The following is a 22,658-nucleotide window of genomic DNA, read 5'->3' on the forward strand; positions in this document are numbered from 1 at the left end:
CTTTGATCGAACCACTTGATAGTTCCTGATTGGCGGGTAATCATGAATTTAGCGCTCCTTAAATACGGAGCAGGATAATTCCTGTTCGCCATTAGCGGTGGCGGGAGGGGGCTCACGGCCAATTTGATCTGCTATACGCTATTTATACTGGAGCGAGTGTTGAAAAGCCCCGCATGTACGGGGCTATTTATCGTATCAAAAGCCTTACAGGGCTTGTACTTGCTCGGCTTGCGGGCCCTTGGCACCTGCGGTAACGAAGAAGCTTACACGTTGCCCTTCACCAAGGGACTTGTATCCGCTGGCTTCAATTTGGCGGAAGTGCACAAAGACGTCTTCACCGCTTTCCGGGGTGATGAAGCCAAAACCTTTTACTTCGTTAAACCATTTAACGGTACCAGTCTGGCGAGTTGCCATGATGTATATCTCCAATGTTTGAAAGTGCGCAGGTATAAACCTGCGCTAGAACTGAATGCGGAGAGAAGGCAAACCGATGAGATGAAGATCAAACAGACTGAACATCAAGGCGGGGCGCTTAACTGGGCAAGCAGTAGAATCCACCATACAGGTTTCGGTGAGATTAGATAGCTTTATTTTTGCAAGGTGAGGAAATTGATGGATGGTTGGCGAGGACGTTGGCCTGTTGTAGATGCGGCACTTGTTCCGCAATTTCGAATGAGCCCTTGTAGAATCTGGGCTTCAAGGGTGTGAAGAAAATTTCAATGCGGAAAGGATTTCACCGCAATTAATTGAAATTTAAAGAAAAGTCGATGGACTTAAAATCCCTCGGGGGTAACCCCGTGCCGGTTCGACCCCGGCTCCGGGCACCATCGTGTTTCCTGGCGTTCAGCCGACTTCTGCGTTCCTTCCCCGATTTTCTTCCGGCCCGCCATCGCGCGGCAATCAACGAGTCGACGTTGCCTTCTTTCCCTCCTCGGCCTTGGAGGCGTTTCATTCTAGTACGGCTCCGTATAGGGTTCGCCCTGGCTGGTGTGCGGGAGTGTTTGTGCAGCTTGAAGTAGTTGTCTTTGGAAGTTTGATTTTTTGTCGTTATCTTCTGCTCCTGCTTTTTAATTTCCTTTCCGAATATATTCAATTCACTGGCGGAATTATCCTCTTTTCTCCTGCATGAATTGGTAGGCGGTACTTCCTCGTTGCTGTGCTTTGCTGACAGGGAAGGATCGCGAATCAGGGTTTTTCGCCTCTTTCGTTTATGAATAGGAATTCATATATCGGAGATCAATCATGGCTTGGAAAGGTGAGGTTCTGGCTAATAACGAAGCAGGGCAGGTAACGTCGATTATCTACAATCCGGGCGATGTCATTACCATCGTCGCCGCCGGTTGGGCCAGTTACGGACCTACCCAGAAATGGGGGCCGCAGGGCGATCGGGAGCATCCGGACCAAGGGCTGATCTGCCACGATGCGTTTTGTGGTGCGCTGGTCATGAAGATTGGCAACAGCGGAACCATTCCGGTCAATACCGGGTTGTTCCGTTGGGTTGCACCCAATAATGTCCAGGGTGCAATCACTCTTATCTACAACGACGTGCCCGGAACCTATGGCAATAACTCCGGCTCGTTCAGTGTCAATATTGGAAAGGATCAGTCCTGATAACTTGTCTCGGAAAAAAAGGGCCCGAATGGGCTCTTTTTTTAAATGCAAATAAAGTGAAGTTGCCCGTGTGGCCGTTATGAACGGACAGGCAGCGCTTCGCAGTTGCGACTACCAATGACAAGAGTATCGAACTCCTGGAGCTGCCGCGGTCGTGGGAAACCGAGCGAGTGGGGGCGGGGAACTGCTTCAACACGCTTCGGTCTGAACGGGAATATCGATTCCTGACCCGATTCAGAATTCCGTCCACATAGTAGACAGTACCGAAGCCGATGCCCTGCCGACTTTCCCTGGTTGTATTTCCCGCTCTCTTCTCCATTGCCGCTGGCGCCGCGGAGGAACTCAAGGACATGGCAGGTTCGACCATCGTCGTTGCCGGAAGACTCGAGGCCGTCGAATGCCCTGGCGCAGGCCTGTACGATTGCACGGGGTGGCCTGCCAACCTGTACCGTTTCGAGGGACAGGACGTGTGCCTCAGCATCGAGGCTGGCTGCGATTACAGTTGCGATGGCATTCTCAGCGAGAAGGGCGGCACGCAATCGATCCTGGTTTCCGGCTCCTATCGCGATCACATCCGCAAGGTGGAAGGCACGCAGGTCTCCTGCCCGCGCTAGAGACGCTCGGCCGAGCGCTGGAAACATCGCGAGGTGCAACGGACGGTCTGCCGCCCGCTGAAGAAGGCGAGCGGCGTGGGATGTGCTAGGGTGCCCGTTGTTTGCAGGGAGGACCCAGGGCATGGAGCACCCATACAAGACCCCAGAGGCGGACCTGGCCGAGGAGAAGCTGACTGCGAGAGGTTTCCTTTCCGGCGGGCAGCCGCTGTGGAAGGCATTCTGGCTGTTCTTCGCTGCGGGTTTCTTATTGATCAGCGTCGCCGCCAGGCAGGCGATGGTGGCCATTGTCGATCCGCTGATGCAGGAAGCTCCCGGCGAACATGCGGTGGCCCTGACCTTGTGGGGAATGGTCGGTGTCGAGCTGGTTAGGCTGGCCTACCTGTGCCTCAGCCTCGTCGTGGTCTGGCGCTGCGGGCGCAATTCCCGCTGGGTGGCTGCGCGCCATGCCAGCAGGGCGGTGCTGTTGGCACTGATACTCCTGACCCTTTACTCGATCTATCTGGTCTGGGCCTTGCTCGCCAGTCCCTGAGCGACGCGCCGAGGCTGGCGAGCATGCTGGTACGGCCCATTCCACGTGCCTGCGTTGGCTAACGCCGCAGCCAGTCCTCCAGTTGCTCCGGCAGCATCGGCTGGGCGATCAGATAGCCCTGGCCCTCGTGGCAGCCCCAGGCCTGCAGCAGGTGGAAGGTGTCGTGGGTCTCGATGCCTTCCGCGACCACCCGATAACCCAACTGGCTGGCCAGGCCGATCACCGCCTGGGTGACGCTCTGCGCCTTCGGCGAGCCGGCGAGGTCGCGGGTGAACGATTGGTCGAGCTTGATGGCGGTGATTGGCAGATCGCGCAGGTAGGTCCAGTTGCTGTAGCCGGTGCCGAAGTCGTCCACCGCGATGCCCATGCCAAGCTCCCGGGCACGCAGCAGCACCGAGCCGACCGCCGAGGCGTCGCGGATGAGTACGCTTTCGGTGAATTCCAGCTCGAGGGCGGAAAGGTCGATGTCGTAGGTTTTGGCGAGTCTGACGGCCTCTTCCAGGAAGCTGCTGTCTTCCATGTCCGATGCCGATACGTTGATCGCCAGCCTGAGCGGGATGTTCCGTGCGTTCCATTGCGCCAGCTGGGCCATGGCATGGCGCAGCACCCAGTCGCTGAGGGGGCGCATCAGTGCGGTTTTCTCCGCCAGGGGCACGAATTCGGCGGGGCTGACGAAGCCGAGTTGCGGGTGCCGCCAGCGCAGCAGCGCTTCCACGCCTGTGCACCTGCCTGTCGGCAGGTCGATTTTCGGCTGATACACCAGATGGAAGCCTTCTTCGGTTCCGATCGCCTGGGACAGCGAGGTCAGCAATGTGAAGGCACGCTGCTGGGCCTGGTCCAGCGGCGGGTTGTAGCGGGCCCAGCCGACACCGCGGTCGCGGGCGTCGTCGGCCGCGCTGACCACCAGGCGCAGCCAGTCCTGATCGCCGTCGAGGGGATCGTCGGCAAGCGGTAGTACGCCGAGGCCCACGTTGGCCTTGATCGGGATCCCGCGACATACGACGGGGCTTTCGAAGGCCCGCAGCAGGCGGAGGCAGACCGACTCGGTTTCTTCCTGTTGCTGCCGTGGCAGGAGCAGTCCGAAGCGCGTCGGGCTGATCTTGTAGAGAGTGAAATCCGGCAGTTCCGCGCGGATGCGGTCGCGCGCCTCGAGCATGAGGTCGTTGGAAAAGGGATAGCCCAGCGTACGGATGATGGTATTCAGCAGGGCGAGGGGCAGGAGGTCGGCGGCGATCACGGTGAGGGCGCCGTCGCGCTGCAGGCGCAGGGAAACGTCCTCCTGCAGGCGGAGACGGTTGTACAGGCCGGTTGGCTCGTCGATGTAGTTGGTCGAGCGGAGCGTATGGATACGGGCCATCACCAGCCGAGCGAAGTGCTCGAGCATGGCGACGTCCCGCTCGGCCAGCGGCCCGCGTGGTTCCCGGTCGATGACGCAGAGGCTGCCGAGGTTGAGACCTTCCGCGGTGGCCAGCGGAGCCCCGGCGTAGAAGCGGATGCGCGGTTCGCCTTGCACATAGGGGTTGTCCCGGAAGCGCGGGTCGAGGGTGGCGTCGGCCACCTCGAAGACTCCCTTGCCCAGGATCGCATAGGCGCAGAACGAATCCCGTCGCGGCGTCTGCCGGATATCGAGGCCGATGCTCGCGCGAAACCACTGGCGCTGATGGTCGAGGATGGAAATGAGCGCGATGGGCGTCTGGAAGTAGGACGTAGCGGCGGCGAGGATTTCCTCGAATACCTCGTCCGCACCTTCTTCCAGCAGACCGAGTTGGTCGACGTAGGCCTGTCTCGAATGCTCGTCCTCGGGATAGGGTGGGGTTGCCATGCTGGACTCCTGGGCTACTGCGATGTCGGGCATCGGCAATCAATGATGTCATTGTGCCTTTATTTCGTGGAGCGCGGGCTCTTTTCCCAGATTGCAGCGATGAAAGGGCATGGAGGTTGATCGCGGTCATGCCGGTACGGCCTTCGACGCCGACGCCAGCTCTGCGAAATCGATTACCTGGTAAACGGACTCTTCCTATATCGGCCAGCATCACCGCTCGCTAAAACGGTCGCACATGCTTCCACCGAGAAAAGACATGTCCGACACGCTCTCCTTCGCCTCGCGCCTCTGCAAGTTCGTCATCCTTCTCGTCATCCTGCTGATCGGCGGCGCCAGCCTCTTCCTGTGGTGGCTGGGGCGACCTTACCAGGACGCCATGTCCGCCTTCGTCCCGTTGCTCATGCCGATGCTCGTGCTGGTGCTGGCGTTCGATACGTTCCGGGCCCTCGCCCGAACGAGGCGCTAGGCGTCAGCGAGGCAGCGCTGTATTCCCGTCGTTTTACCCTGCCAGTTCTGGTAGGCGGCGGGTCTTCTCAGGCAAGCGCTTGAACTGGATGAGGTTTCCGGATTTGTCCTGTTTCCGTGGCGAAGCCGTGCTTGCCTAATCCCCCGGTTCATCTAGATATACCCATGGCTTTCTCAGGGTTAAGGAGAAGTCATGCAACGAATCGTCATCGTCGGGGGCGGAGTGGGCGGCACCATGCTCGCCAACCTGCTGGTCGTCCGGCTCTACCCGGAGATACTCGGCGGCGAGGTGCAGGTACTGCTGATTTCCGACTCGCCGGATCACTACTACAAGCCGGCCTTCATGTACGTCGCCTTCGAGCAATTCTTCCTCGAAGATCTGAAACGACCGCAGCGCTCGCTGCTGCGGCCGGAAGTGATTTTCCAGCTCGACCGGGTCGACCGTTTCGATTTTCCCCGCCAGGAACTGCAGACCCGCAGCGGCAGGCGCCATGGCTACGACTACCTGGTGATCGCCACGGGTTGCGTGCCGGCTCCGGAACGTATCGAGGGGCTGAAAGAGGCTGGCGACCATTTCTACCAGTACCAGCCGGCCCGTCGGTTGGCCGAGCGGCTGGCGAGCCTGGAGTCGGGGCGGGTATTCATCACGGTGAGTTTCCCGAGGACGCCGAACGTGCCCCACCAGTGCGGGATCGCGCCTGTGGAGACGACCCTGATGCTCGACGACTACTTGCGCCGCCGAGGTGTCCGCGAACGTGTCGAGATCGTCTACACCTATCCCACCACGGCCCAGTTGCTGCGCAACTGTCTGTTCCTGCAACGACCGACCTGCGAAATCCTGCCGAGCCTGTTCGAGCAACGCGGCATCCGTTTCCAGCGCGGTTTTACCCTGGCCAGGGTCGACCCGGAGCGGCGCATCGCCTATTCGGAGGAGGGCGACGAGCAGCCGTTCGACTTGCTCATGGCGACACCGCCGATCCACGCCGTGGATGCGGTCAGGGAGTGCGGCCTGTCCCAGGCCGCCGCCGATGAAGGCTGGTTGCCGACGAACCATGAAACCTTGCAGGTGTATGGCGTCGACCGGGTGTATACCCTGGGCGATACCGTCGATCTGCCGGTGAGCAAGGCCGGTGGGGCCTGTCACAACCAGGCGCCGGTAGTCGCCAGCAACATCGCTGCCGAGATTCGTCTCGGCAAGCCTTGCGCGATCTACGATGGACGAGTCCAGGCTGTCGCGCAGATGGGCCTGAACGCCGGAATGCCGCTCTGGTACGACTATCGGCACGACGTAAAGCCGACCCCGCCGACCAATCTTGGCGGGTTGTTGCGCCAGGGTTTCAATCGCGGCCTGTACTGGGCCGTAGCCCGTGGAATGCTTTGACCCCGCACGGGGAGGAGCCGACATGGATAGCCATCAGCAGCCATACGCGTCGCAGGCGCAGGCCGATACCACCCTGTTTCCCGAGCAGACCCGCGAGAGTCTCCAGGCCCTGGCCGTCAAGTTGCAGCCGCTGATCGAGGGCCACCGCCTGGACAACCTGGTGGATCTGCTGTCACTGCTTTCGGATATCGTCGATCTGCTGGACCCGGCCATGGTGGACAGGCTGGCGCAGCTCTTCGAGCAGGTCACCAGCGTCGGTTGGTCAGTCGGCAACGCGGTACGCGTGGCCAAGGCGGAGCTGCTCCGAGAGCAGCCGCCAAGCCTGAAAGACCTGCTGCGGTTGTTGCGCGACGCCGATACCCGGCGCGGGTTGGCGCTCATGCTGGGTAGCTTGCGCAGCCTGGGGCGCCAACTCGCCGCGGAGCAGGAGGTTGCCCATGGTGCATGACCTTCTCCGAGATCGTGCGGATCTGGAGGCGCGTTGGAACCCTTCCGCCTACATGCAGTTCGCCCGGTTGCGCCAGCGGCCGGTGGTGGAGTTGCTGGACCACATCGAGCCGTGCTGTCCGGAGCGGATCTACGATCTTGGCTGCGGAACCGGCATCGCCACCGAATTGCTCGCCCGCCGCTGGCCGCTGGCCGAACTATACGGCGTGGACAGCTCCGTGGAGATGCTCGAGGAGGCCGCGCGCTTGCCGATCAAAGCCAGTTGGGAACGCGCCAACCTGCGCCACTGGTGCGCCGAGCGCCCTGCCAGCCTGCTGTTCGCAGCGGCGGTACTGCACTTTCTCGAAGATCACGGCAAGCTGCTGCCACGCCTGCTGGGGCAACTGACTCCGGGAGGCTGCCTGGCGGCGCACATGCCGAACTGGCGCGATGCTTCCTGGTATCGCCTGATGCTCGATGCGCTGGACAGTGCGGGCCCCGGTGGTGCATCGCTGGGCAGCCCCGCGTTGCGCTACCGGCTGCATCGGCGCAATGTGCTGTCGCTGGACAACTACTACCGGCTACTGGCGCCGCTGACGGCGGAGCTGGACATCTGGGAGACCGAGTACCTGCAAGTGGTGGACGGCAACGACCCGATCTTCGATTGGATCAAGGTCTCCGCCTTGCGTCCGGTGCTCGGCGAACTGGACGAAGAGGCGCGTCGGCGCTTCCTCGACCGTTACCTGGAACTGCTGCACCGTCACTATCCACGGGAACTGGATGGACGAACGCTGTTCCCGTTCCGCCGAGTATTCATCGTCGCCAGTCTCGGCCGCTGAACGGGCGTTTCAGTGATCGGAGAGAATGTCCACGGCGCCCGGCTTGTCGTAGGCGCCGAAGCGATCGACCAGGGTCGCGCTGGCGGCGTTCAGGCCCAGCACGTCGACCTGCACGCCGCGCTGGCGAAAGCCCAGGACCACCTTGTCCAGTGCCGCGACGGCGGTGACGTCCCACAGGTGGGCGTGGCGCAGGTCGATGAGCACATGCTCCAGTGTCTCTTTCAGGTCGAAGGCAGCGACGAACCTGCCGGACGACGCGAAGAACACCTGCCCGCTCACCTGGTAGTGGCGGCGGGTGCCGTCGGCGGAGCGTTCGCTGTCGATATCGAGGTAGTGCCCGATCTTGTTGGCGAAGAACAGCGAGGCCAGGAGAACGCCGGCGACCACGCCGAAGGCCAGGTTGTGGGTGGCGAGGACCACGCCGACTGTCACCAGCATGACCAGGTTGGTCGATAGCGGGTAGCGCTTCAGGTTGCGGATCGACTCCCAGCGGAAGGTGCCGATGGACACCATGATCATCACCGCCACCAGGGCCGCCATGGGAATCCGCCCGACCCAGTCGCTGAGGAACACCACCATCAGCAGCAGCGCGACGCCGGCCACCAGGGTCGAGAGCCGGCTGCGCCCGCCGGATTTAACATTGATCACCGACTGGCCGATCATCGCGCAGCCAGCCATGCCGCCGAGCAGGCCGGTGGCGATGTTCGCCAGGCCCTGGCCCTTGCATTCGCGGTTCTTGTCGCTGCCGGTGTCGGTCATCTCGTCGACGATGGTGGCGGTCATCAGCGACTCCAGAAGGCCGACCACCGCCAGGGCGGCGGAGTAGGGCAGGACGATCAGCAGGGTGTCGAGGTTCAGCGGCACGTCCGGCCAGAGGAACAGCGGCAGGCTGTCGGGCAACTGACCCATGTCGCCGACGGTGCGGATGTCCAGGCCCAGGTAGATGGATATGCCGGTGAGGACCAGGATGCATACCAGCGGAGAGGGCAGCAGCCGGCCGATCCGGGGCAGGTGCGGGAAGCCGTAGACGATCGCCAGGCCCGCGGCGGTCATCGCGTAGACCGGCCAGCCGACATCGGTGAGTTCGGGTAGCTGGGCCATGAAGATGAGGATCGCCAGGGCATTGACGAAACCGGTCACCACCGAGCGCGAGACGAAGCGCATCAGCGAACCCAGGCGCAGGTAGCCGGCGAGTATCTGCAGCACGCCGCAGAGCAGGGTCGCCGCCAGCAGGTATTGCAGGCCGTGGTCCTTCACCAGGTTGACCATCAGCAGCGCCATGGCGCCAGTCGCGGCGGAGATCATTCCCGGACGGCCGCCGGCGAAGGCGATCACCACCGCCATGCTGAAGGAGGCGTACAGGCCGATCTTCGGGTCGACCCCGGCGATGATGGAGAAGGCGATGGCCTCGGGGATCAGCGCCAGGGCGACGACCAGGCCGGCGAGCAGGTCGCCGCGGAGGTTGGAGAACCAGTTCTGTTTCAGCGTCTGTAGCATCGGGATACCCAGGGGCGAGGCACGGCCCGTGCAGTCGGTCGACAGCGCGGGCCGCGGGATGGCATTGGAAAAAACAAGGGATGACGACAGGCGTTCAGGCGAACGAACGCTGGCCACGGTCGTTCGGACCGTGGCCGGAAGGGGCAGGCATGGCTATGGCGGAGTGGGCAGCCAGGTCATCGGGGAGTAGCGGGTAGTCGCTTGCAGGGAGCGGCAGCATAGCCGATTCGACAGGTTCGACCAAGCCTGCAGCTCGGGCTTTCCCTGGGGTGCGTCGCGATCGACGGCATGGAACCAAACAAGCGAAACGGTTCTAAGCTATCGAGGGATCGTCCTCGCATGGAGAGAACATCATCATGTTCAACACTCGTTCTGTGCTCGCGCTGGTCGTGAGCCTGTCCCTGATCGGCGGTACGCCTGCCGTCCTGGCCGACCCGGGCAATGGCAAGGGCAACCCGCACGGTAACCAGATGGACGGCGGAAAGGGTAACAAGGGCAACAAAGGCAACCAGGGTGGCCACGACAACCATGGCGGCCCCGGCAACAAGGGCGGCGGCGCCGGCCAGAAGGGCAACGGCGGCGGCAACTGGGACTCGGGACCGCGTATCGACGTCGGCGGGGTACGGGTGATCCTCGGCGACAACCGCGGCTACTGGAACCCGGGGCCGGCCCTGCCGCCCGGCATCCAGAAGAACCTGGCGCGCGGCAAGCCGCTGCCGCCCGGCATCGCCAAGAAACTCGACGGCCGCCTGCTAGGCCGGCTGCCGCACTACGACGGCTACGAGTGGATGCAGGCCGGCACCGACCTGCTGCTGGTGGCGGTGGCGACCGGGCTGATCTACGAGGTGCTGGACAACGTCCTCGACTGATCGAACCCTGGCTGTGCATGGCGGATAGCGCCACAACGCTATCCGCCATGACCCCCCCGTTGGAGCGGCGGATAATCGCGTTGCGGTTGTCCGCCTTACCTCATGGAAGTCGTTTTCTTACCCCAGGTCAGGCCCGCAGGCGTTGCAGGGCATCGCCCAGTTGCGCGGAGAGGCCGTGGAGATCGCGGCTGGCGGCTTCGGTCTGCTCCACCTGTTCCTGGTTGCTGGAGGCGATCGAGGCGATTTCCGTGAGGTTGCGGGAAATGTCCTCGGCCACGGCGGTCTGTTCCTCGGCGGCGGTAGCGATCTGGCGGTTCATGTCGCGGATCGATTCGACCGAGGCGGTGATCTGGCGCAGCATGGTGCCGGCGTTGGCAACCTGCTCGGCACCGGCCTCGCTGCGCGACTGCCCGCTTTCGATGGCGCGCGCGGCATTCACCGCGCCGTTCTGCACGGTATCGATGATCTGGTGGATCTCGGCGATGGACTCGGCGGTGCGCTGCGCCAGGGTGCGGACCTCGTCGGCGACCACCGCGAAGCCACGGCCGGCATCGCCGGCGCGGGCGGCTTCGATGGCCGCGTTGAGAGCGAGCAGGTTGGTCTGCTCGGCGATGCCACGGATCACGTCGAGGACCTTGCCGATCCTGCCGCTATCGCTTTCCAATTGGCGGATGACCTCCACCGTATGGTCGATCTCCTTGCGCATCTCGCCGATGCTGCGAATCGTTTCTTCCATCACGTCTTCGCCGCGCTGGGCGGAATCGTCCGCCTCGTCGGCGGCCCTGGCCGCGTCGCCGGCGTAGCGCGCCACTTCCTGGGCGGTGGCGGACATTTCCAGCATCGCCGTGGCGACCTGGTCGGTGCGGCTGAACTGCTCGCGGGTACCGGCCGCCATCAGGCTGGCGATCGCGTTCAGCGAGCCGCTGGCGCTGTCCAGGTCGCGGGTACTGCGCCGCAGCCGGTCGAAGATGTCCACCAGGAAGTCGCGCAGGGTGTTGGCGGCCAGGGCCAGCTTGCCGAGTTCGTCCTTGCGCCGGATCTCGATGCGCTCGCCGAAGTCGCCATGGCTGAGCTGGGCGATGTGCTCGATCAGGCGTTGCACCGGACGGACCAGGTTGCGGTTGACCAGCCACAGGCTGAGCAGGGCGACGGCCAGGCTGGCGCCGATCAGCACCAGGCTGCCGAGCAGCATGGTGCGCCGGGCCTCCGCGCTGATGGAGGAGGAATGGAGATCACTGGCCTGGTGCAGTTCGTCGCGCAGGGTCTGCATCTGCGCGGTGGTGGCGCGGTCGATGCCGGTCACCGCCTGGTCGCCGGCGATGGGGTCGGCGCCCGCCTCGAGGAACCGTTGCCTGCCTTGTCGGTAAGCCGTACCGAGTCGCCGGTGCTCTTCGCGCAGGCGCTCGACACGATCCTTCAACTCGCCTTCGGCCACGCTGCCCAGGCGCCCGAGGATGTCCTGCACCGCTCGCTCCTGGGCTTCGAACTGGCTCCAGTATTTCGTCTGGGCCTCCGTCTGGCGTCCGCGCAGCAGGACGTTCTTCCATTCCTGGACCTGGCCGCGGAATTGCAGGTTGGCCTCGTCGATCAGTTGCGCCGCCCGCACGGGGCCGCCGAGCAGCTCGCGGTAGGCGCGTACGTCGCCGGTCAGCGAGCCGAAGCAGGCCAGGGCTATGAGTAGCAGCGCCGCCAGGCTGCCGCCGAGCAGGACAAGGATTTGCGCACGTAGGGATTGTTGCAGCATGGAACGCCTCGATGGATTGCCAGGTTGGACCGGCACGCAGGCTGCGACGAGGCAGCCGAGGACGTCCCTGTGGCCCGGCGAGGCGGGCATGGCGCGTGTTCCGGCTCGCAGAGTATCGACAGCGGATCTGACAACTTGAGGACGACGCAGGGGCCGGGCCAGAGCCGACGAAGGGGAATAGCTGGCATGGATGTTCTGCGGGGCTTCGGTTAATCTCTGTGACGAATGTCACATTGTGCCAGTCGAAGGATCTGACTCATGGATGTCCCTCCCACCGTTCAGGATGAACAGGCCGTTTCCCGCCAGTTGCACTCGTTGAGTGTGCGCAATCTCGCTCACCTGGCCGCTGCCCTGACCCAGCTCGGCTTCGAGCTGTCGCGCAGCTCCGACCCTGGCACCCGCCAGGCGGCCAATGCCTTCATCGGCCAGTTGGCCAATATCAACCAGGACATTGATCGACAGATCGAGCTGCTCAGCGCGCTGGACGCCGACAACGTGGGGTTTCGCCTGCTGGACGAGGTGCAATACCCGGATGCGCCCGAATGAGCCGACGCCAGGAGCACGCAAAGAGTGGAGGGGGTGTGCGGGCCGAGAGCGGCAGTCTCCCGGCGTGGCGCTGATCAGTCTTCCTGGCGCAGGTCGCTGAGCATCTGCTCCCAGTACTGGTTGGCCTTGCGGTTGAGATCGAAGGCGGCTTGACGCAACTGGTCGTACTCGGCGCCGCTGTAGCCGCTTTCGCGCAGCTTCTGGCGAGCGGCGTCGGCTTCTTCGCGCAGACGGTTGTAGGTCGCCTGGTCGTCCGCCCAGGTCCTGCCTGTGCGCCGGGTGTACTTGTCCTGGGGTTCAGCCATGGGTTCTCCTTGCGGGCCGGATGGGACTTGGAAAAACGCTGCGCTGAACAGACTTTTTCCAATGGCAAAAATTCAAAAAAAACTGACGGATTGCGCGACTTCGCTATTGGTACCGATGTCCCATACCTGTACGCCAGCCGATGAAATTTGTGCGTTCCTCGCCAAGTCGGCTAGCTTGTTCAGGCTTGCGCCTTGGCGCTCGCCGTCTCTCCGGTAAGCTGGGAACGTTGTCGCCATGGGCTCGGAGACTGCGCGGACGGCGCCATGGCGACAGGTCCGACCTTTCCCTCCGATGGGTTTTGCGAGTAAGGAAATGCTATGAGAAGCAAGGCGTCCGGCTTGGCGCTGGTGGTAGTGGCGGGGCTTGTGGCGGGTTGCGCCAGCAGTGGCTATCAGCCCGAGGTCGACTGGCCGGCCGGCTGGCAGGTGATCACCGAGAGCATCCCACCCGAGGCCAGCGACGTGGAGCAACTGGGCTCCCGGCAACTGGCGACCAAGCTCGGGCCGGGAGGCGAGAAGGAAGCCAGCATCGAGTTGCTCAGCCTGAAGATGATGGAAGAGGAGTCGGTGGAGATCGACGGCCAGTTCCAGAGTGTCTTCGATGTCGTCCAATCGGGCTACCGCAAGGCCGGGCTGGGCTCGCGCTGCACCACACCGATCCGCTCGAACCTCGGCGGCCTGGCATCGCTGGAGACCCACTGCCGGATCAGCCAGGGCAACGAGGTGCTGCTGACCCAGATCGTGGCGATGGCCCTGGGACAGCGCGCGATGTACTCCCTGGTATATACCGCCAGTCCGGCCAACAGCGTGGTCTACCGGCAGAGCTACCTGCGCACCCGGGCCAGCCTGGTCCTGCGCTGAAGGGCCAGCCGCTCGACGCCTGGACGCGACCGGCGTCGCTCAGGCTTCCTCGGGCGGCGCCTCGACGCTGAGATAGCGATGGGCGCCGCAACGCCGGCAACGTTGGCGCAGCATCAGGTCGGGGCCTACCGTGACCAGGCTACCTTCGTCCCAGCGGCAACCTCGCAAGAAACAACGCAAGCGCATGACTCCTCCCCGCGGGGCGGCTCGCCCCGTCCACGAAACAGGCAGTGGTGGTGTGGTTCACTCCGGCTTGTTCTTGTCTGGAGGTGGGAAAAGCCTGCGGCGAAGCGTCTAGAATGGGCAACCTAAATTCGCTGGTTCATTCCGCGGCGGGATTCATCACCCAACTGGCGGCGGTGACCTGCGGTGCCAGGCACAGCTCGCCGACCATCTGTTCCACCAGCGAGTCCTCCTTGTGCAGGGTGAACACCACGGCGTTCACTTCCACGTTGCCGCTGCCTTTCAGCGCGTGGCTTTCCAGGCTCTGCAGGTTCAGGCGGTTGTCGCCCATGCGTTGCAGCAACTGCATGCGCACCAGCGCTTCGTTGCGCGCCTCGCAGGACACGCTGATCTGGTAGAAGCGCTCCTGCTCGGCCTCGCCCGAGGTGTGGCGGTCCACCACCCGGCCGAGAGCGGGCAGGAACAGGTTGGCGATGACGATCAGCGCGGTCGTCATGCAGGCCGCCAGGATGAAACCGCTGCCGGCCAGTACGCCGATCGCGCCGGTGCTCCAGATGCTCGCCGCAGTGCTCAGGCCGCGTACGCTGAGGCCGTCGCGCATGATCACGCCGGCGCCGAGAAAACCGATGCCGCTGACTACCTGGGCCGCCATTCGGGTCACGCTGACCTCGTTGTCGAGCAACAGCGGCAGGATCGAGAAGCTGGCCGCACCGAGTGCGACCATCGCGTGGGTGGCCATGCCGGAAGAGCGCTGTCGCCATTGTCGCTCGAGACCGACCAGCGCACCGAGGCCGAGGGCCGTCACCAGGCCGATGGCGATTTCCGGGGTCATGCTGTGCTCCTGTGAAAAACCGCCCATTCTACGCCGTTCCGTTGGGCCGCGCCGGGGCCGACGGCCCTGGGCGGATAAGCCTCTTGCGTTTACCTTTACGTTAACGTAAACATGCTCTTCGACTTCACCGACACCGCTCGCCGGTGTCCGTCGTAGCGCCCTGGCGGCGCAGGACGACGGTTCAGCGACATTCCCAGAACAACCACAACAAGGGAAAGCCATGAATCAGCCGAGCTATACCTCGGGTCGCCAGGATGTCGCCTTGCTGGCGACCACCGTCGGCGACGCCTTCGATGCCACCGTCGCGCGTCATGCCGAGCGCGAGGCGCTGGTGGTGCGGCATCAACGCCTGCGCTACAGCTGGCGGCAACTGGCGGAGCGGGTCGATGCCTACGCCCGCGCCTTCATCGCCCTGGGCCTGCGCCCCGGCGAGCGCCTGGGGATCTGGGCGCCGAACTGCGCCGAATGGTGCATTACCCAGTTCGCCAGCGCCAAGGTCGGTGCGGTCCTGGTGAACATCAACCCGGCATACCGCAGCAGCGAGCTGGAATACGCTCTCAAGCAGTCCGGTTGCAGTTGGCTGATCTGCGCCGACGCCTTCAAGACCAGCGACTACCACGCGATGCTCGGCGACCTGCTGCCGGAGCTGGCGCGGGCGCGTCCGGGCGAACTGGCCAGCGAGCGCCTGCCGGAACTGCGCGGCGTGATCAGCCTGGCCGAGCGGGCGCCGGCGGGCTTCCTGCACTGGCAGGGCCTGCCGGGGCTGGCCGCCGCGGTAGGCGCCGAGGAACTGCGCCAGCGCCAGGCCTCGCTACAGTTCGACGAGCCGATCAACATCCAGTACACCTCCGGTACCACCGGCTTCCCCAAGGGCGCCACCCTCAGCCACTACAACATCCTCAACAACGGCTACATGGTCGGCGAAAGCCTCGGACTCGGCGCGGAAGACCGCCTGGTGATCCCGGTGCCGCTGTATCACTGCTTCGGCATGGTGATGGGCAACCTCGGCTGCGTCACCCACGGCTCGACCATGATCTACCCGGCGCCCAGCTTCGACGCCGAGGCGACCCTGCTGGCCGTGGCCGAGGAGCGCGCCACCGCGCTGTACGGGGTACCGACCATGTTCATCGCCGAGCTGGATCATCCGCGCCGCCGCGAATTCGACCTTTCCAGCCTGCGCACCGGAATCATGGCCGGCGCCACCTGCCCGATCGAGGTGATGCGGCGGGTCATTGGCGACATGCACATGGCCGAGGTGCAGATCGCCTACGGCATGACCGAGACCAGTCCGGTGTCGCTGCAGACCGGTCCGGACGATGGCCTGGAGCTGCGCGTGACCACTGTCGGACGCACCCAGCCGAGGCTGGAGAGCAAGATCGTCGACCAGACGGGCAGGGTGGTGCCGCGCGGCGAGATCGGCGAGCTGTGCACCCGCGGCTACAGCGTGATGCTCGGCTACTGGAACGACCCCCAGGCCACCGCCGAGGCCATCGACCCGGCGCGCTGGATGCACACCGGCGACCTGGCGGTGATGGACGACGACGGCTACGTGCGGATCGTCGGGCGCAGCAAGGACATGATCATCCGCGGCGGCGAGAACATCTATCCGCGCGAACTGGAGGAGTTCTTCTTCACTCACCCGGCGGTGGCCGACGTGCAGGTGATCGGCATCCCCGACGAGCGCTATGGCGAGGAAATCGTCGCCTGGATCAAGCTGCATCCGGGCCACCACGCCGATGACGAACAGTTGCGGGCGTTCTGCAAGGCGCGTATCGCTCACTTCAAGATCCCGCGCCACTTCAAGTTCGTCGACGAGTTCCCGATGACCGTTACCGGCAAGATCCAGAAGTTCCGCATGCGCGAGATCAGCATCGAAGAGATTCGCCTACTCGCGCTGCGCCAGGGGCGCGATTGAGAGGATGGAGCCGCGCCCCGCTCCTGCGCTAAGGTGGCGGGCGGCGCGCAGCGAGGCGAGAGGGGCGGGTGAAGAACGACGGCGAGACTCAGGCGAGCACCAAGGGCACCATCTCGGTGCGCCTGGTCGGCGAGGCGCTGGTGGAGTGGCGCCGGCAGGGCGGCGAGGAGGGGGAGGTCCTCCAGGCCGCCGGTATCGATCCGCAGCTGCTCGGCAAACCCTACGCGCGGGTCACCTCGCACGCCTATTCGCGGCTCTGGCTGGATCTCGCTCGGCGCATGGACGATGAGTTCTTCGGCATGGACTCGCGGCGCCTGAAGAGTGGCAGCTTCGCTTTCATGAGCCGCTGCGCGATCCACGAGCAGACCCTGGAGCCGGCGCTGACCGGCATCCTGCGATTCCTCTGCCTGCAGTTCGACGACTTCCAGCCGCGCCTGCAGCGCCGCGGCGGCCTGGCGGAAATCGTCCTCGACGAGGCGCCGGGCCGGTACGGGCGAGCGCTGTCCTACTTCACCCTATGGATGATCACCCATGGCCTGGCCTGCTGGCTGGTCGGCCGGCGCATCCCGATCCTGGCCATCGACCTGCGCTGTCCGCAGCCGGACTACATCGAGGACTACCGGGTGATGTTCAGCGACAACCTGCGTTTCTCCCGTCCCCTCAGCCGCCTGCTGTTCAATGCCGACTGCCTGGCCTTGCCGGTCCGCCGCGACAAGCGGGAGCTGCGGCGCTTCCTGCTCGGCGCGCCGGCCAACATCCTGGTCCGCTATCGCGATCCGCAGAGCCTGGCGGCGCGGATCAAGGCCTACCTGCGCAGCCTGCGGCCGGGACGCTGGCCGGACGCGGACGCGCTCGCCGGGCATTTCTTCATGGCGCCCTCGACCCTGCGCCGCAAGCTGTCCCTGGAAGGGCAGAGCTACCAGGCGCTGAAGGACCAGGTCCGCCGCGACCTGGCCATCGCGCGGCTGGACGCCGGCGCGGCGAATTTCGCCGAACTGGCGCTGGAGCTGGGCTTCGCCGATGGCAGCGCGTTCCACAAGGCGTTCAAGAAGTGGACCGGCTCGACCCCCGGGCAGTACCGGACGCAGGTCGCGGCGGAAACCGCGTCGGCCGAGTCGTCAGGCGTCTTGTCCGAAACGCTCGGCCATCGATAGGGTGAATGCCCGCGCAGCGTCATCCGCCGTATGTCGCGAACGGTTCGGCGGGGCAGGCGGCCAGCACGGATTGTCCAAACCGCTCAGGCAGATTGAAGCCTTTCGACATTGCCCTGCGTCGGCCATGGCGTGAAGATTCCGGCTACTCCATACAAAAACAAGCCGAGGAGTCCTGCAATGCGCGACTACGCCACCACTGCCGCCGGGTTCGACTTGCAGCGGACCGCCGCCGCCACGCTTTCCGGTACGCTCCAGGCGCTCAACGCCTGCGTCGAATGCTGCGACCGGCATGCCCTGCCGGGACGGATCGCGTTGTTCTGGGAGGGCAAGGATGGCAGTCGCGCCAGCTATACCTTCAGCGAGCTGAAAGCGCTCTCCGGACGTTTCGCCAATTTCCTCCAGGCCCAGGGCGTACGCCCGGGCGACTGCGTCGCCGGCCTGTTGCCGCGCACGCCCGAGCTTCTGGTCACCATCCTCGGCGCCTGGCGCCTGGGCGCGGTGTACCAGCCGCTGTTCACCGCCTTCGGCCCGAAGGCTATCGAACACCGCGTGGCGACCGCCGGCAGCAAGGTGCTGGTCACCGATGCGGCCAACCGCGACAAGCTCGACGAACTCGCCGATCCGCCTCTGGCCGTCACCGTCGGCGGACCGAAGGGGCAGGGCATCCGTCGCGGCGATTTCAGCTTCTGGGCCGAGCTGGAGCGCTATCCGGCCGAATTCGAGCCGGTTCCGCGCAGCGGCGAGGATCCGTTCCTGATGATGTTCACCTCCGGCACCACCGGCCTGGCCAAACCGGTGCCGGTGCCGCTCAAGGCGATCCTCGCCTTCGTCGGCTACCTGCGCGAGGCGGTGGACCTGCGCCCCGAGGACGCCTTCTGGAACCTCGCCGATCCGGGCTGGGCCTACGGCCTCTACTACGCTGTCGCCGGTCCCCTCGCCATGGGCCATCCGACCACCTTCTACGAAGGGCCGTTCAGCGTGGAAAGCACCTGCCGGATCATCCGTGACTACGGCATCACCAACCTTGCCGGATCGCCCACCGCCTATCGCCTGCTGATGGCCGCCGGCGCGGCCGCGGAAACTGCGCTGAAGGGGCGCCTGCGCGCGGTCAGCAGCGCCGGCGAGCCGTTGACGCCGGAGGTGATCCGCTGGTTCGCCGACAGGCTCGGCACCACCATCCACGATCATTACGGGCAGACCGAGCTGGGCATGGTGCTGTGCAACCACCATGCCCTGGCGCATCCGGTGCGGGTCGGCGCCGCCGGGTTCGCCTGTCCCGGGCACCGGGTAGTAGTGCTGGACGACGATCTCAACGAACTGCCGCCCGGCCAGCCAGGCATCCTCGCCCTCGACCGGCGGCGTTCGCCGCTGATGTGGTTTCCCGGCTACCAGGGCCTGGAAACCGCAGCCTTCGTCGGCGACTACTACCTGAGCGGCGATACCGTCGAACTCAACGAAGACGGCAGCATCAGCTTCGTCGGCCGCGCCGACGACGTCATTACCACCTCTGGCTACCGGGTCGGCCCGTTCGATGTGGAGAGCGCGCTGATCGAACACCCGGCAGTGATGGAGGCGGCGGTGATCGGCAAGCCCGACCCGGAGCGCACCGAACTGGTCAAGGCCTTCGTCGTGCTCTGCGCCGGCCACCGGCCGACGCCGGAACTGGCGGACGCATTGCAGCGATACGTGCGCCAGCGCCTGTCGGCGCACGCCTACCCGCGGGAGATCGAGTTCCTCGAGGAACTGCCGAAGACTCCCAGCGGCAAGATCCAGCGCTTTCTCCTGCGCAACCAGGAGATCGCCCGGCAACGCGAGGCGGCCCCACGGGCGGCCGCCGCGAACTGATTCAGCAGGAGAAAACGACGTGCGTATCGAAAATCGAGTGTTCCTGGTTACCGGCGGCAGCTCCGGCCTCGGCGCCGCCACCGCGAAGATGCTGGTGGAGCAGGGTGGCAAGGTGGTGCTGGCCGACATCAACGCCGAGGCCGGCGCGGCCAAGGCCGCCGAGCTTGGCGCCCAGGCGCGCTTCGTCAGGGCCGACATCGCCAGCGAGGCCGACGGCCGCCAGGCCGTGGCCGCTGCACTGGAGGCCTTCGGCGGCCTCCATGGCCTGGCCAATTGCGCGGGCGTGGCGCCGGCCGAGAAGGTCCTCGGACGCAATGGCATCCATGCCCTGGAGAGTTTCCGCCGGGTCATCGACATCAACCTGGTGGGCAGTTTCAACATGCTGCGCCTGGCCGCCGAGGCCATGTCCCAGGGCCAGCCGGACGAGGGCGGCGAGCGCGGGGTGATCGTCAATACCGCCTCGGTGGCGGCGTTCGACGGGCAGATCGGCCAGGCCGCCTATTCCGCCTCGAAGAGCGGGGTGGTCGGCATGACCCTGCCCATCGCCCGCGAGCTGGCGCGCTTCGGCATCCGGGTGATGACCATCGCCCCGGGCATCTTCGAGACACCGATGATGGCCGGCATGCCCCAGGAGGTGCGCGACTCCCTCGGCGCCAGCGTGCCGTTCCCGCCGCGCCTGGGGCGTCCGGACGAATACGCCGCGCTGGTCCGGCAGATCATCGAGAACAGCATGCTCAACGGCGAAGTGATTCGCCTCGACGGCGCCATCCGCATGGCCGCCCGCTAATACAGGAGGAAGATCCCATGACCCGCGAAGATCCGATCGTCATCGTCAGCGCCGTCCGCACCCCGATGGGCGGCTTCCTCGGCGACTTCAAGGACGTCAACGCCGCTACCCTCGGTGCCGCGGCGGTGCGCGCCGCGGTGGAGCGGGCGCGCCTGCAAGCCGACGAAGTGGACGAGGCCGTGCTCGGCTGCGTGCTCGCCGCCGGCCAGGGCCAGGCGCCGGCGCGCCAGGCGGTGCTTGGCGCCGGACTGGCGCGCGGCACGCCGTGCTCGACGCTGAACAAGATGTGCGGCTCGGGCATGAAGGCGCTGATGCTCGCCCATGACACGTTGCTCGCCGGCAGCGCCGGGGTCGCGCTGGCCGGGGGCATGGAAAGCATGTCCAACGCGCCCTACCTGCTGGAGCGCGCCCGTAGCGGCTACCGCATGGGCCACGGCAAGGTGCTCGACCACATGTTCCTCGACGGCCTCGAAGACGCCTACGACAAGGGCCGCCTGATGGGCACCTTCGCCGAGGACTGTGCCGAGGCCTACGGCTTCACCCGCGAAGCACAGGACGAGTTCGCCGTGGCCTCGCTGACCCGCGCGCAGCAAGCCATGCGCGACGGGCGCTTCCAGACCGAGATCGTGCCGCTGACGGTCACCGCCGGCAAGACCGAGCGCCTGGTGGATAGCGACGAGCAGCCGCCGAAGGCCCGGCTGGACAAGATCCCGACCCTGAAGCCGGCGTTCCGCGAAGGCGGCACGGTGACCGCGGCCAACTCCAGTTCGATTTCCGACGGCGCCGCCGCGCTGGTCCTGATGCGCCTTTCCGAGGCCGAGCGACGCGGGCTCGCGCCGTTGGCGGCGATTCGTGGGCATGCTTCGTTCGCCGACGCGCCGAACCTGTTCCCCACCGCGCCGGTCGGTGCGGTGAAGCGTCTGATGCAGCGTACCGGCTGGTCGCTGGGCGAGGTCGACCTGTTCGAGGTCAACGAAGCCTTCGCCGTGGTCGGCATGGCGGCAATGCGCGACCTCGACCTGTCCCACGAGCGCCTCAACGTCCACGGCGGCGCCTGTGCGCTGGGCCATCCGATCGGCGCGTCCGGCGCGCGGATCGTCGTGACCCTGCTCAACGCCCTGCAGCAGTACGACCTGGAACGCGGCGTGGCGGCGGTCTGCATCGGCGGCGGCGAGGCGACCGCGATCGCCGTCGAGCGCTTGCGCTGATGCAGGCAGTGAAGAAGAGGAACCCGCGATGATTCCCTGCGAAGAAGAGATCCAGATCCGTGACATGGCGCGGCAGTTCGCCCAGGAACGGCTGAAACCGTTCGCCGCCGACTGGGACCGCGAGCACCGTTTTCCGGCCGAGGCGATTCGCGAGATGGCCGACCTCGGCTTCCTCGGCATGCTGGTGCCCGAGGAGTGGGGCGGCGCGCAGACCGGGCACCTGGCCTACGCCATGGCCCTCGAGGAGATCGCCGCTGGCGACGGCGCCTGCTCGACCATCATGAGCGTGCACAACTCGGTCGGCTGCATGCCGATCCACAAGTTCGGCAGCGCCGAGCAGAAGGAGCGCTTCCTCCGTCCGCTGGCCCAGGGTTCGATGCTCGGCGCCTTCGCCCTGACCGAGCCGCAGGCCGGTTCCGACGCGAGCTTCCTGAAGACCCGCGCCCGCCGCGACGGTGACCACTACGTGCTGAACGGTGCCAAGCAGTTCATCACTTCGGGCAGCCACGCGGGGATGGTGATCGTCTTCGCGGTCACCGATCCGGATGCCGGAAAGCGCGGCATCAGCGCGTTCATCGTGCCCACCGACACGCCCGGCTACGAGGTGGTGCGGATCGAGGACAAGCTCGGCCAGCACGCCTCGGACACTTGCCAGCTGGCCTTCAACGACCTGCGTATCCCGGCCACGCTGCGCCTGGGCGAGGAGGGCGAGGGTTACCGCATCGCCCTGGCCAACCTCGAAGGCGGCCGCATCGGCATCGCCGCCCAGGCGGTCGGCATGGCGCGCGCGGCGTTCGAGGCGGCGCGCGACTACGCCCATGAGCGGGAAACCTTCGGCAAGCCGATCATCGAGCACCAGGCGGTGGCCTTCCGCCTGGCCGACATGGCCACCCGCATCGCCGTGGCGCGGCAGATGGTCCACCACGCCGCCAGCCTGCGCGAAGCCGGCCTGCCGTGCCTGACCGAAGCCTCGATGGCCAAGCTATTCGCCTCGGAGATGGCCGAGGAAGTCTGCTCCGCGGCGATCCAGACCCTCGGTGGCTATGGCTACCTCAAGGACTTCCCGGTGGAACGCATCTATCGGGACGTGCGGGTCTGCCAGATCTACGAGGGCACCAGCGACGTGCAGCGCCTGGTGATCGCGCGCAGCCTGTAGCGGCGACTATCCGTCGTTTCCGCAACGGCGCCTTCTCCCTTCAGGGAGAGGGCGCACTGAGGCACCTCG

23 protein-coding genes are annotated in these 22,658 nt (G+C 65.2%); 16 read left to right on the forward strand and 7 right to left on the reverse strand.

Going from position 1 to position 22,658, the window contains the following annotated elements; translation table 11 throughout:
- Positions 1-204 precede the first annotated feature (204 nt).
- Positions 205-414, reverse strand: coding sequence for a cold-shock protein (locus ACI766_RS12615; RefSeq protein WP_014602845.1), 210 nt, complete (start codon positions 412-414; stop codon positions 205-207).
- Between the two features lie 828 nt (positions 415-1,242).
- Here ACI766_RS12615 and lecA point away from each other — a divergent pair.
- The 3 genes from lecA to ACI766_RS12630 all read left to right on the forward strand — a co-directional run bounded on the left by lecA (position 1,243) and on the right by ACI766_RS12630 (position 2,754).
- Positions 1,243-1,611, forward strand: a complete 369-nt coding sequence (gene lecA / locus ACI766_RS12620; RefSeq protein ID WP_003102492.1) for a PA-I galactophilic lectin — start codon at positions 1,243-1,245, stop codon at positions 1,609-1,611.
- A gap of 272 nt (positions 1,612-1,883) precedes the next feature.
- Positions 1,884-2,225 (forward strand): hypothetical protein, encoded by a 342-nt coding sequence (locus tag ACI766_RS12625; RefSeq protein ID WP_003120049.1) that lies wholly within the window; start codon positions 1,884-1,886, stop codon positions 2,223-2,225.
- 121 nt (positions 2,226-2,346) lie between these two features.
- On the forward strand, positions 2,347-2,754 hold the full coding sequence (locus ACI766_RS12630; protein WP_023103102.1) for a hypothetical protein: 408 nt from the start codon (positions 2,347-2,349) through the stop codon (positions 2,752-2,754).
- Between the two features lie 58 nt (positions 2,755-2,812).
- Here the strand turns inward: ACI766_RS12630 and ACI766_RS12635 are convergent, their stop codons facing one another.
- Entirely contained in the window at positions 2,813-4,576 is a 1,764-nt protein-coding gene (locus tag ACI766_RS12635) for a putative bifunctional diguanylate cyclase/phosphodiesterase (protein WP_003102498.1), read from the reverse strand.
- A 256-nt stretch (positions 4,577-4,832) separates the two neighbouring features.
- Between ACI766_RS12635 and ACI766_RS12640 the strand changes: the two genes are divergently transcribed.
- The 4 genes from ACI766_RS12640 to ACI766_RS12655 all read left to right on the forward strand — a co-directional run bounded on the left by ACI766_RS12640 (position 4,833) and on the right by ACI766_RS12655 (position 7,687).
- Positions 4,833-5,042, forward strand: coding sequence for a hypothetical protein (locus tag ACI766_RS12640; RefSeq protein WP_003113343.1), 210 nt, complete (start codon positions 4,833-4,835; stop codon positions 5,040-5,042).
- A 192-nt stretch (positions 5,043-5,234) separates the two neighbouring features.
- Positions 5,235-6,422, forward strand: coding sequence for an NAD(P)/FAD-dependent oxidoreductase (locus ACI766_RS12645; protein WP_023086167.1), 1,188 nt, complete (start codon positions 5,235-5,237; stop codon positions 6,420-6,422).
- 22 nt (positions 6,423-6,444) lie between these two features.
- Positions 6,445-6,870, forward strand: a complete 426-nt coding sequence (locus ACI766_RS12650; RefSeq protein WP_412828506.1) for a DUF1641 domain-containing protein — start codon at positions 6,445-6,447, stop codon at positions 6,868-6,870.
- Positions 6,860-7,687, forward strand: coding sequence for a class I SAM-dependent methyltransferase (locus ACI766_RS12655; RefSeq protein ID WP_003113340.1), 828 nt, complete (start codon positions 6,860-6,862; stop codon positions 7,685-7,687). The genes ACI766_RS12650 and ACI766_RS12655 overlap by 11 nt, the downstream gene beginning before the upstream one ends.
- A 9-nt stretch (positions 7,688-7,696) precedes the next feature.
- Here ACI766_RS12655 and ACI766_RS12660 read toward each other — a convergent pair whose 3' ends face one another.
- Positions 7,697-9,184, reverse strand: coding sequence for a SulP family inorganic anion transporter (locus ACI766_RS12660; protein WP_003115333.1), 1,488 nt, complete (start codon positions 9,182-9,184; stop codon positions 7,697-7,699).
- 356 nt (positions 9,185-9,540) lie between these two features.
- Here ACI766_RS12660 and ACI766_RS12665 point away from each other — a divergent pair, with 356 nt between their 5' ends.
- Complete coding sequence (locus ACI766_RS12665; RefSeq protein ID WP_003090028.1) at positions 9,541-10,053, forward strand: anti-virulence regulator CigR family protein; 513 nt, start codon at positions 9,541-9,543, stop codon at positions 10,051-10,053.
- 127 nt (positions 10,054-10,180) lie between these two features.
- Here the strand turns inward: ACI766_RS12665 and ctpH are convergent, their stop codons facing one another.
- Positions 10,181-11,887, reverse strand: coding sequence for a methyl-accepting chemotaxis protein CtpH (gene ctpH, locus ACI766_RS12670; protein WP_076938917.1), 1,707 nt, complete (start codon positions 11,885-11,887; stop codon positions 10,181-10,183).
- Between the two features lie 168 nt (positions 11,888-12,055).
- Between ctpH and ACI766_RS12675 the strand changes: the two genes are divergently transcribed.
- Positions 12,056-12,343, forward strand: a complete 288-nt coding sequence (locus ACI766_RS12675; protein ID WP_003102510.1) for a hypothetical protein — start codon at positions 12,056-12,058, stop codon at positions 12,341-12,343.
- A 74-nt stretch (positions 12,344-12,417) separates the two neighbouring features.
- Here the strand turns inward: ACI766_RS12675 and srfA are convergent, their stop codons facing one another.
- Positions 12,418-12,648, reverse strand: coding sequence for a stress response facilitator SrfA (gene srfA, locus ACI766_RS12680; protein WP_003090022.1), 231 nt, complete (start codon positions 12,646-12,648; stop codon positions 12,418-12,420).
- 318 nt (positions 12,649-12,966) lie between these two features.
- On the opposite strand from srfA, the gene ACI766_RS12685 reads away from it, so the two are divergent.
- The gene (locus ACI766_RS12685; RefSeq protein ID WP_003090018.1) at positions 12,967-13,509 is read left to right on the forward strand and encodes a DUF4946 domain-containing protein; all 543 of its coding nucleotides are present in this window, start codon (positions 12,967-12,969) and stop codon (positions 13,507-13,509) included.
- Between the two features lie 39 nt (positions 13,510-13,548).
- Here the strand turns inward: ACI766_RS12685 and ACI766_RS12690 are convergent, their stop codons facing one another.
- Both ACI766_RS12690 and ACI766_RS12695 read right to left on the reverse strand, forming a co-directional pair.
- Positions 13,549-13,695, reverse strand: coding sequence for a PSPA7_2676 family Cys-rich small protein (locus tag ACI766_RS12690; RefSeq protein ID WP_003090016.1), 147 nt, complete (start codon positions 13,693-13,695; stop codon positions 13,549-13,551).
- 136 nt (positions 13,696-13,831) lie between these two features.
- The gene (locus ACI766_RS12695; RefSeq protein WP_003102512.1) at positions 13,832-14,524 is read right to left on the reverse strand and encodes an MgtC/SapB family protein; all 693 of its coding nucleotides are present in this window, start codon (positions 14,522-14,524) and stop codon (positions 13,832-13,834) included.
- Positions 14,525-14,744: 220 nt separating this feature from the next.
- Between ACI766_RS12695 and ACI766_RS12700 the strand changes: the two genes are divergently transcribed.
- From ACI766_RS12700 to ACI766_RS12725, 6 genes are all read left to right on the forward strand, one after another.
- Positions 14,745-16,439 carry an AMP-binding protein gene (locus ACI766_RS12700; RefSeq protein ID WP_003113337.1) on the forward strand — a complete coding sequence of 565 codons (1,695 nt, stop codon included), beginning with the start codon at positions 14,745-14,747 and terminating at the stop codon, positions 16,437-16,439.
- A gap of 68 nt (positions 16,440-16,507) precedes the next feature.
- On the forward strand, positions 16,508-17,593 hold the full coding sequence (locus ACI766_RS12705; RefSeq protein ID WP_003116848.1) for an AraC family transcriptional regulator: 1,086 nt from the start codon (positions 16,508-16,510) through the stop codon (positions 17,591-17,593).
- 177 nt (positions 17,594-17,770) lie between these two features.
- Positions 17,771-19,438, forward strand: coding sequence for an acyl-CoA synthetase (locus ACI766_RS12710; protein WP_003102517.1), 1,668 nt, complete (start codon positions 17,771-17,773; stop codon positions 19,436-19,438).
- A 19-nt stretch (positions 19,439-19,457) separates the two neighbouring features.
- The gene (locus tag ACI766_RS12715; protein WP_003102518.1) at positions 19,458-20,225 is read left to right on the forward strand and encodes a 3-hydroxyacyl-CoA dehydrogenase; all 768 of its coding nucleotides are present in this window, start codon (positions 19,458-19,460) and stop codon (positions 20,223-20,225) included.
- Between the two features lie 17 nt (positions 20,226-20,242).
- A complete protein-coding gene (locus ACI766_RS12720) occupies positions 20,243-21,433 on the forward strand; it encodes an acetyl-CoA C-acyltransferase (RefSeq protein ID WP_003143865.1) in 1,191 nt (396 codons plus the stop codon).
- 28 nt (positions 21,434-21,461) lie between these two features.
- On the forward strand, positions 21,462-22,589 hold the full coding sequence (locus tag ACI766_RS12725; RefSeq protein ID WP_003090001.1) for an acyl-CoA dehydrogenase family protein: 1,128 nt from the start codon (positions 21,462-21,464) through the stop codon (positions 22,587-22,589).
- Positions 22,590-22,658: the final 69 nt, after the last annotated feature.

The organism is Pseudomonas sp. DL, from assembly GCF_047199225.1.
Classification (GTDB): domain Bacteria; phylum Pseudomonadota; class Gammaproteobacteria; order Pseudomonadales; family Pseudomonadaceae; genus Pseudomonas; species Pseudomonas aeruginosa.

Bases quoted from the DNA above. Each gene is read 5' to 3' on its own strand.
- ACI766_RS12615 (WP_014602845.1), bottom strand. From the start codon at position 414: ATGGCAACTCGCCAGACTGGTACCGTTAAATGGTTTAACGAAGTAAAA.
- lecA (WP_003102492.1), top strand. From the start codon at position 1,243: ATGGCTTGGAAAGGTGAGGTTCTGGCTAATAACGAAGCAGGGCAGGTA.
- ACI766_RS12625 (WP_003120049.1), top strand. From the start codon at position 1,884: ATGCCCTGCCGACTTTCCCTGGTTGTATTTCCCGCTCTCTTCTCCATT.
- ACI766_RS12630 (WP_023103102.1), top strand. From the start codon at position 2,347: ATGGAGCACCCATACAAGACCCCAGAGGCGGACCTGGCCGAGGAGAAG.
- ACI766_RS12635 (WP_003102498.1), bottom strand. From the start codon at position 4,576: ATGGCAACCCCACCCTATCCCGAGGACGAGCATTCGAGACAGGCCTAC.
- ACI766_RS12640 (WP_003113343.1), top strand. From the start codon at position 4,833: ATGTCCGACACGCTCTCCTTCGCCTCGCGCCTCTGCAAGTTCGTCATC.
- ACI766_RS12645 (WP_023086167.1), top strand. From the start codon at position 5,235: ATGCAACGAATCGTCATCGTCGGGGGCGGAGTGGGCGGCACCATGCTC.
- ACI766_RS12650 (WP_412828506.1), top strand. From the start codon at position 6,445: ATGGATAGCCATCAGCAGCCATACGCGTCGCAGGCGCAGGCCGATACC.
- ACI766_RS12655 (WP_003113340.1), top strand. From the start codon at position 6,860: ATGGTGCATGACCTTCTCCGAGATCGTGCGGATCTGGAGGCGCGTTGG.
- ACI766_RS12660 (WP_003115333.1), bottom strand. From the start codon at position 9,184: ATGCTACAGACGCTGAAACAGAACTGGTTCTCCAACCTCCGCGGCGAC.
- ACI766_RS12665 (WP_003090028.1), top strand. From the start codon at position 9,541: ATGTTCAACACTCGTTCTGTGCTCGCGCTGGTCGTGAGCCTGTCCCTG.
- ctpH (WP_076938917.1), bottom strand. From the start codon at position 11,887: ATGCCCGCCTCGCCGGGCCACAGGGACGTCCTCGGCTGCCTCGTCGCA.
- ACI766_RS12675 (WP_003102510.1), top strand. From the start codon at position 12,056: ATGGATGTCCCTCCCACCGTTCAGGATGAACAGGCCGTTTCCCGCCAG.
- srfA (WP_003090022.1), bottom strand. From the start codon at position 12,648: ATGGCTGAACCCCAGGACAAGTACACCCGGCGCACAGGCAGGACCTGG.
- ACI766_RS12685 (WP_003090018.1), top strand. From the start codon at position 12,967: ATGAGAAGCAAGGCGTCCGGCTTGGCGCTGGTGGTAGTGGCGGGGCTT.
- ACI766_RS12690 (WP_003090016.1), bottom strand. From the start codon at position 13,695: ATGCGCTTGCGTTGTTTCTTGCGAGGTTGCCGCTGGGACGAAGGTAGC.
- ACI766_RS12695 (WP_003102512.1), bottom strand. From the start codon at position 14,524: ATGACCCCGGAAATCGCCATCGGCCTGGTGACGGCCCTCGGCCTCGGT.
- ACI766_RS12700 (WP_003113337.1), top strand. From the start codon at position 14,745: ATGAATCAGCCGAGCTATACCTCGGGTCGCCAGGATGTCGCCTTGCTG.
- ACI766_RS12710 (WP_003102517.1), top strand. From the start codon at position 17,771: ATGCGCGACTACGCCACCACTGCCGCCGGGTTCGACTTGCAGCGGACC.
- ACI766_RS12720 (WP_003143865.1), top strand. From the start codon at position 20,243: ATGACCCGCGAAGATCCGATCGTCATCGTCAGCGCCGTCCGCACCCCG.
- ACI766_RS12725 (WP_003090001.1), top strand. From the start codon at position 21,462: ATGATTCCCTGCGAAGAAGAGATCCAGATCCGTGACATGGCGCGGCAG.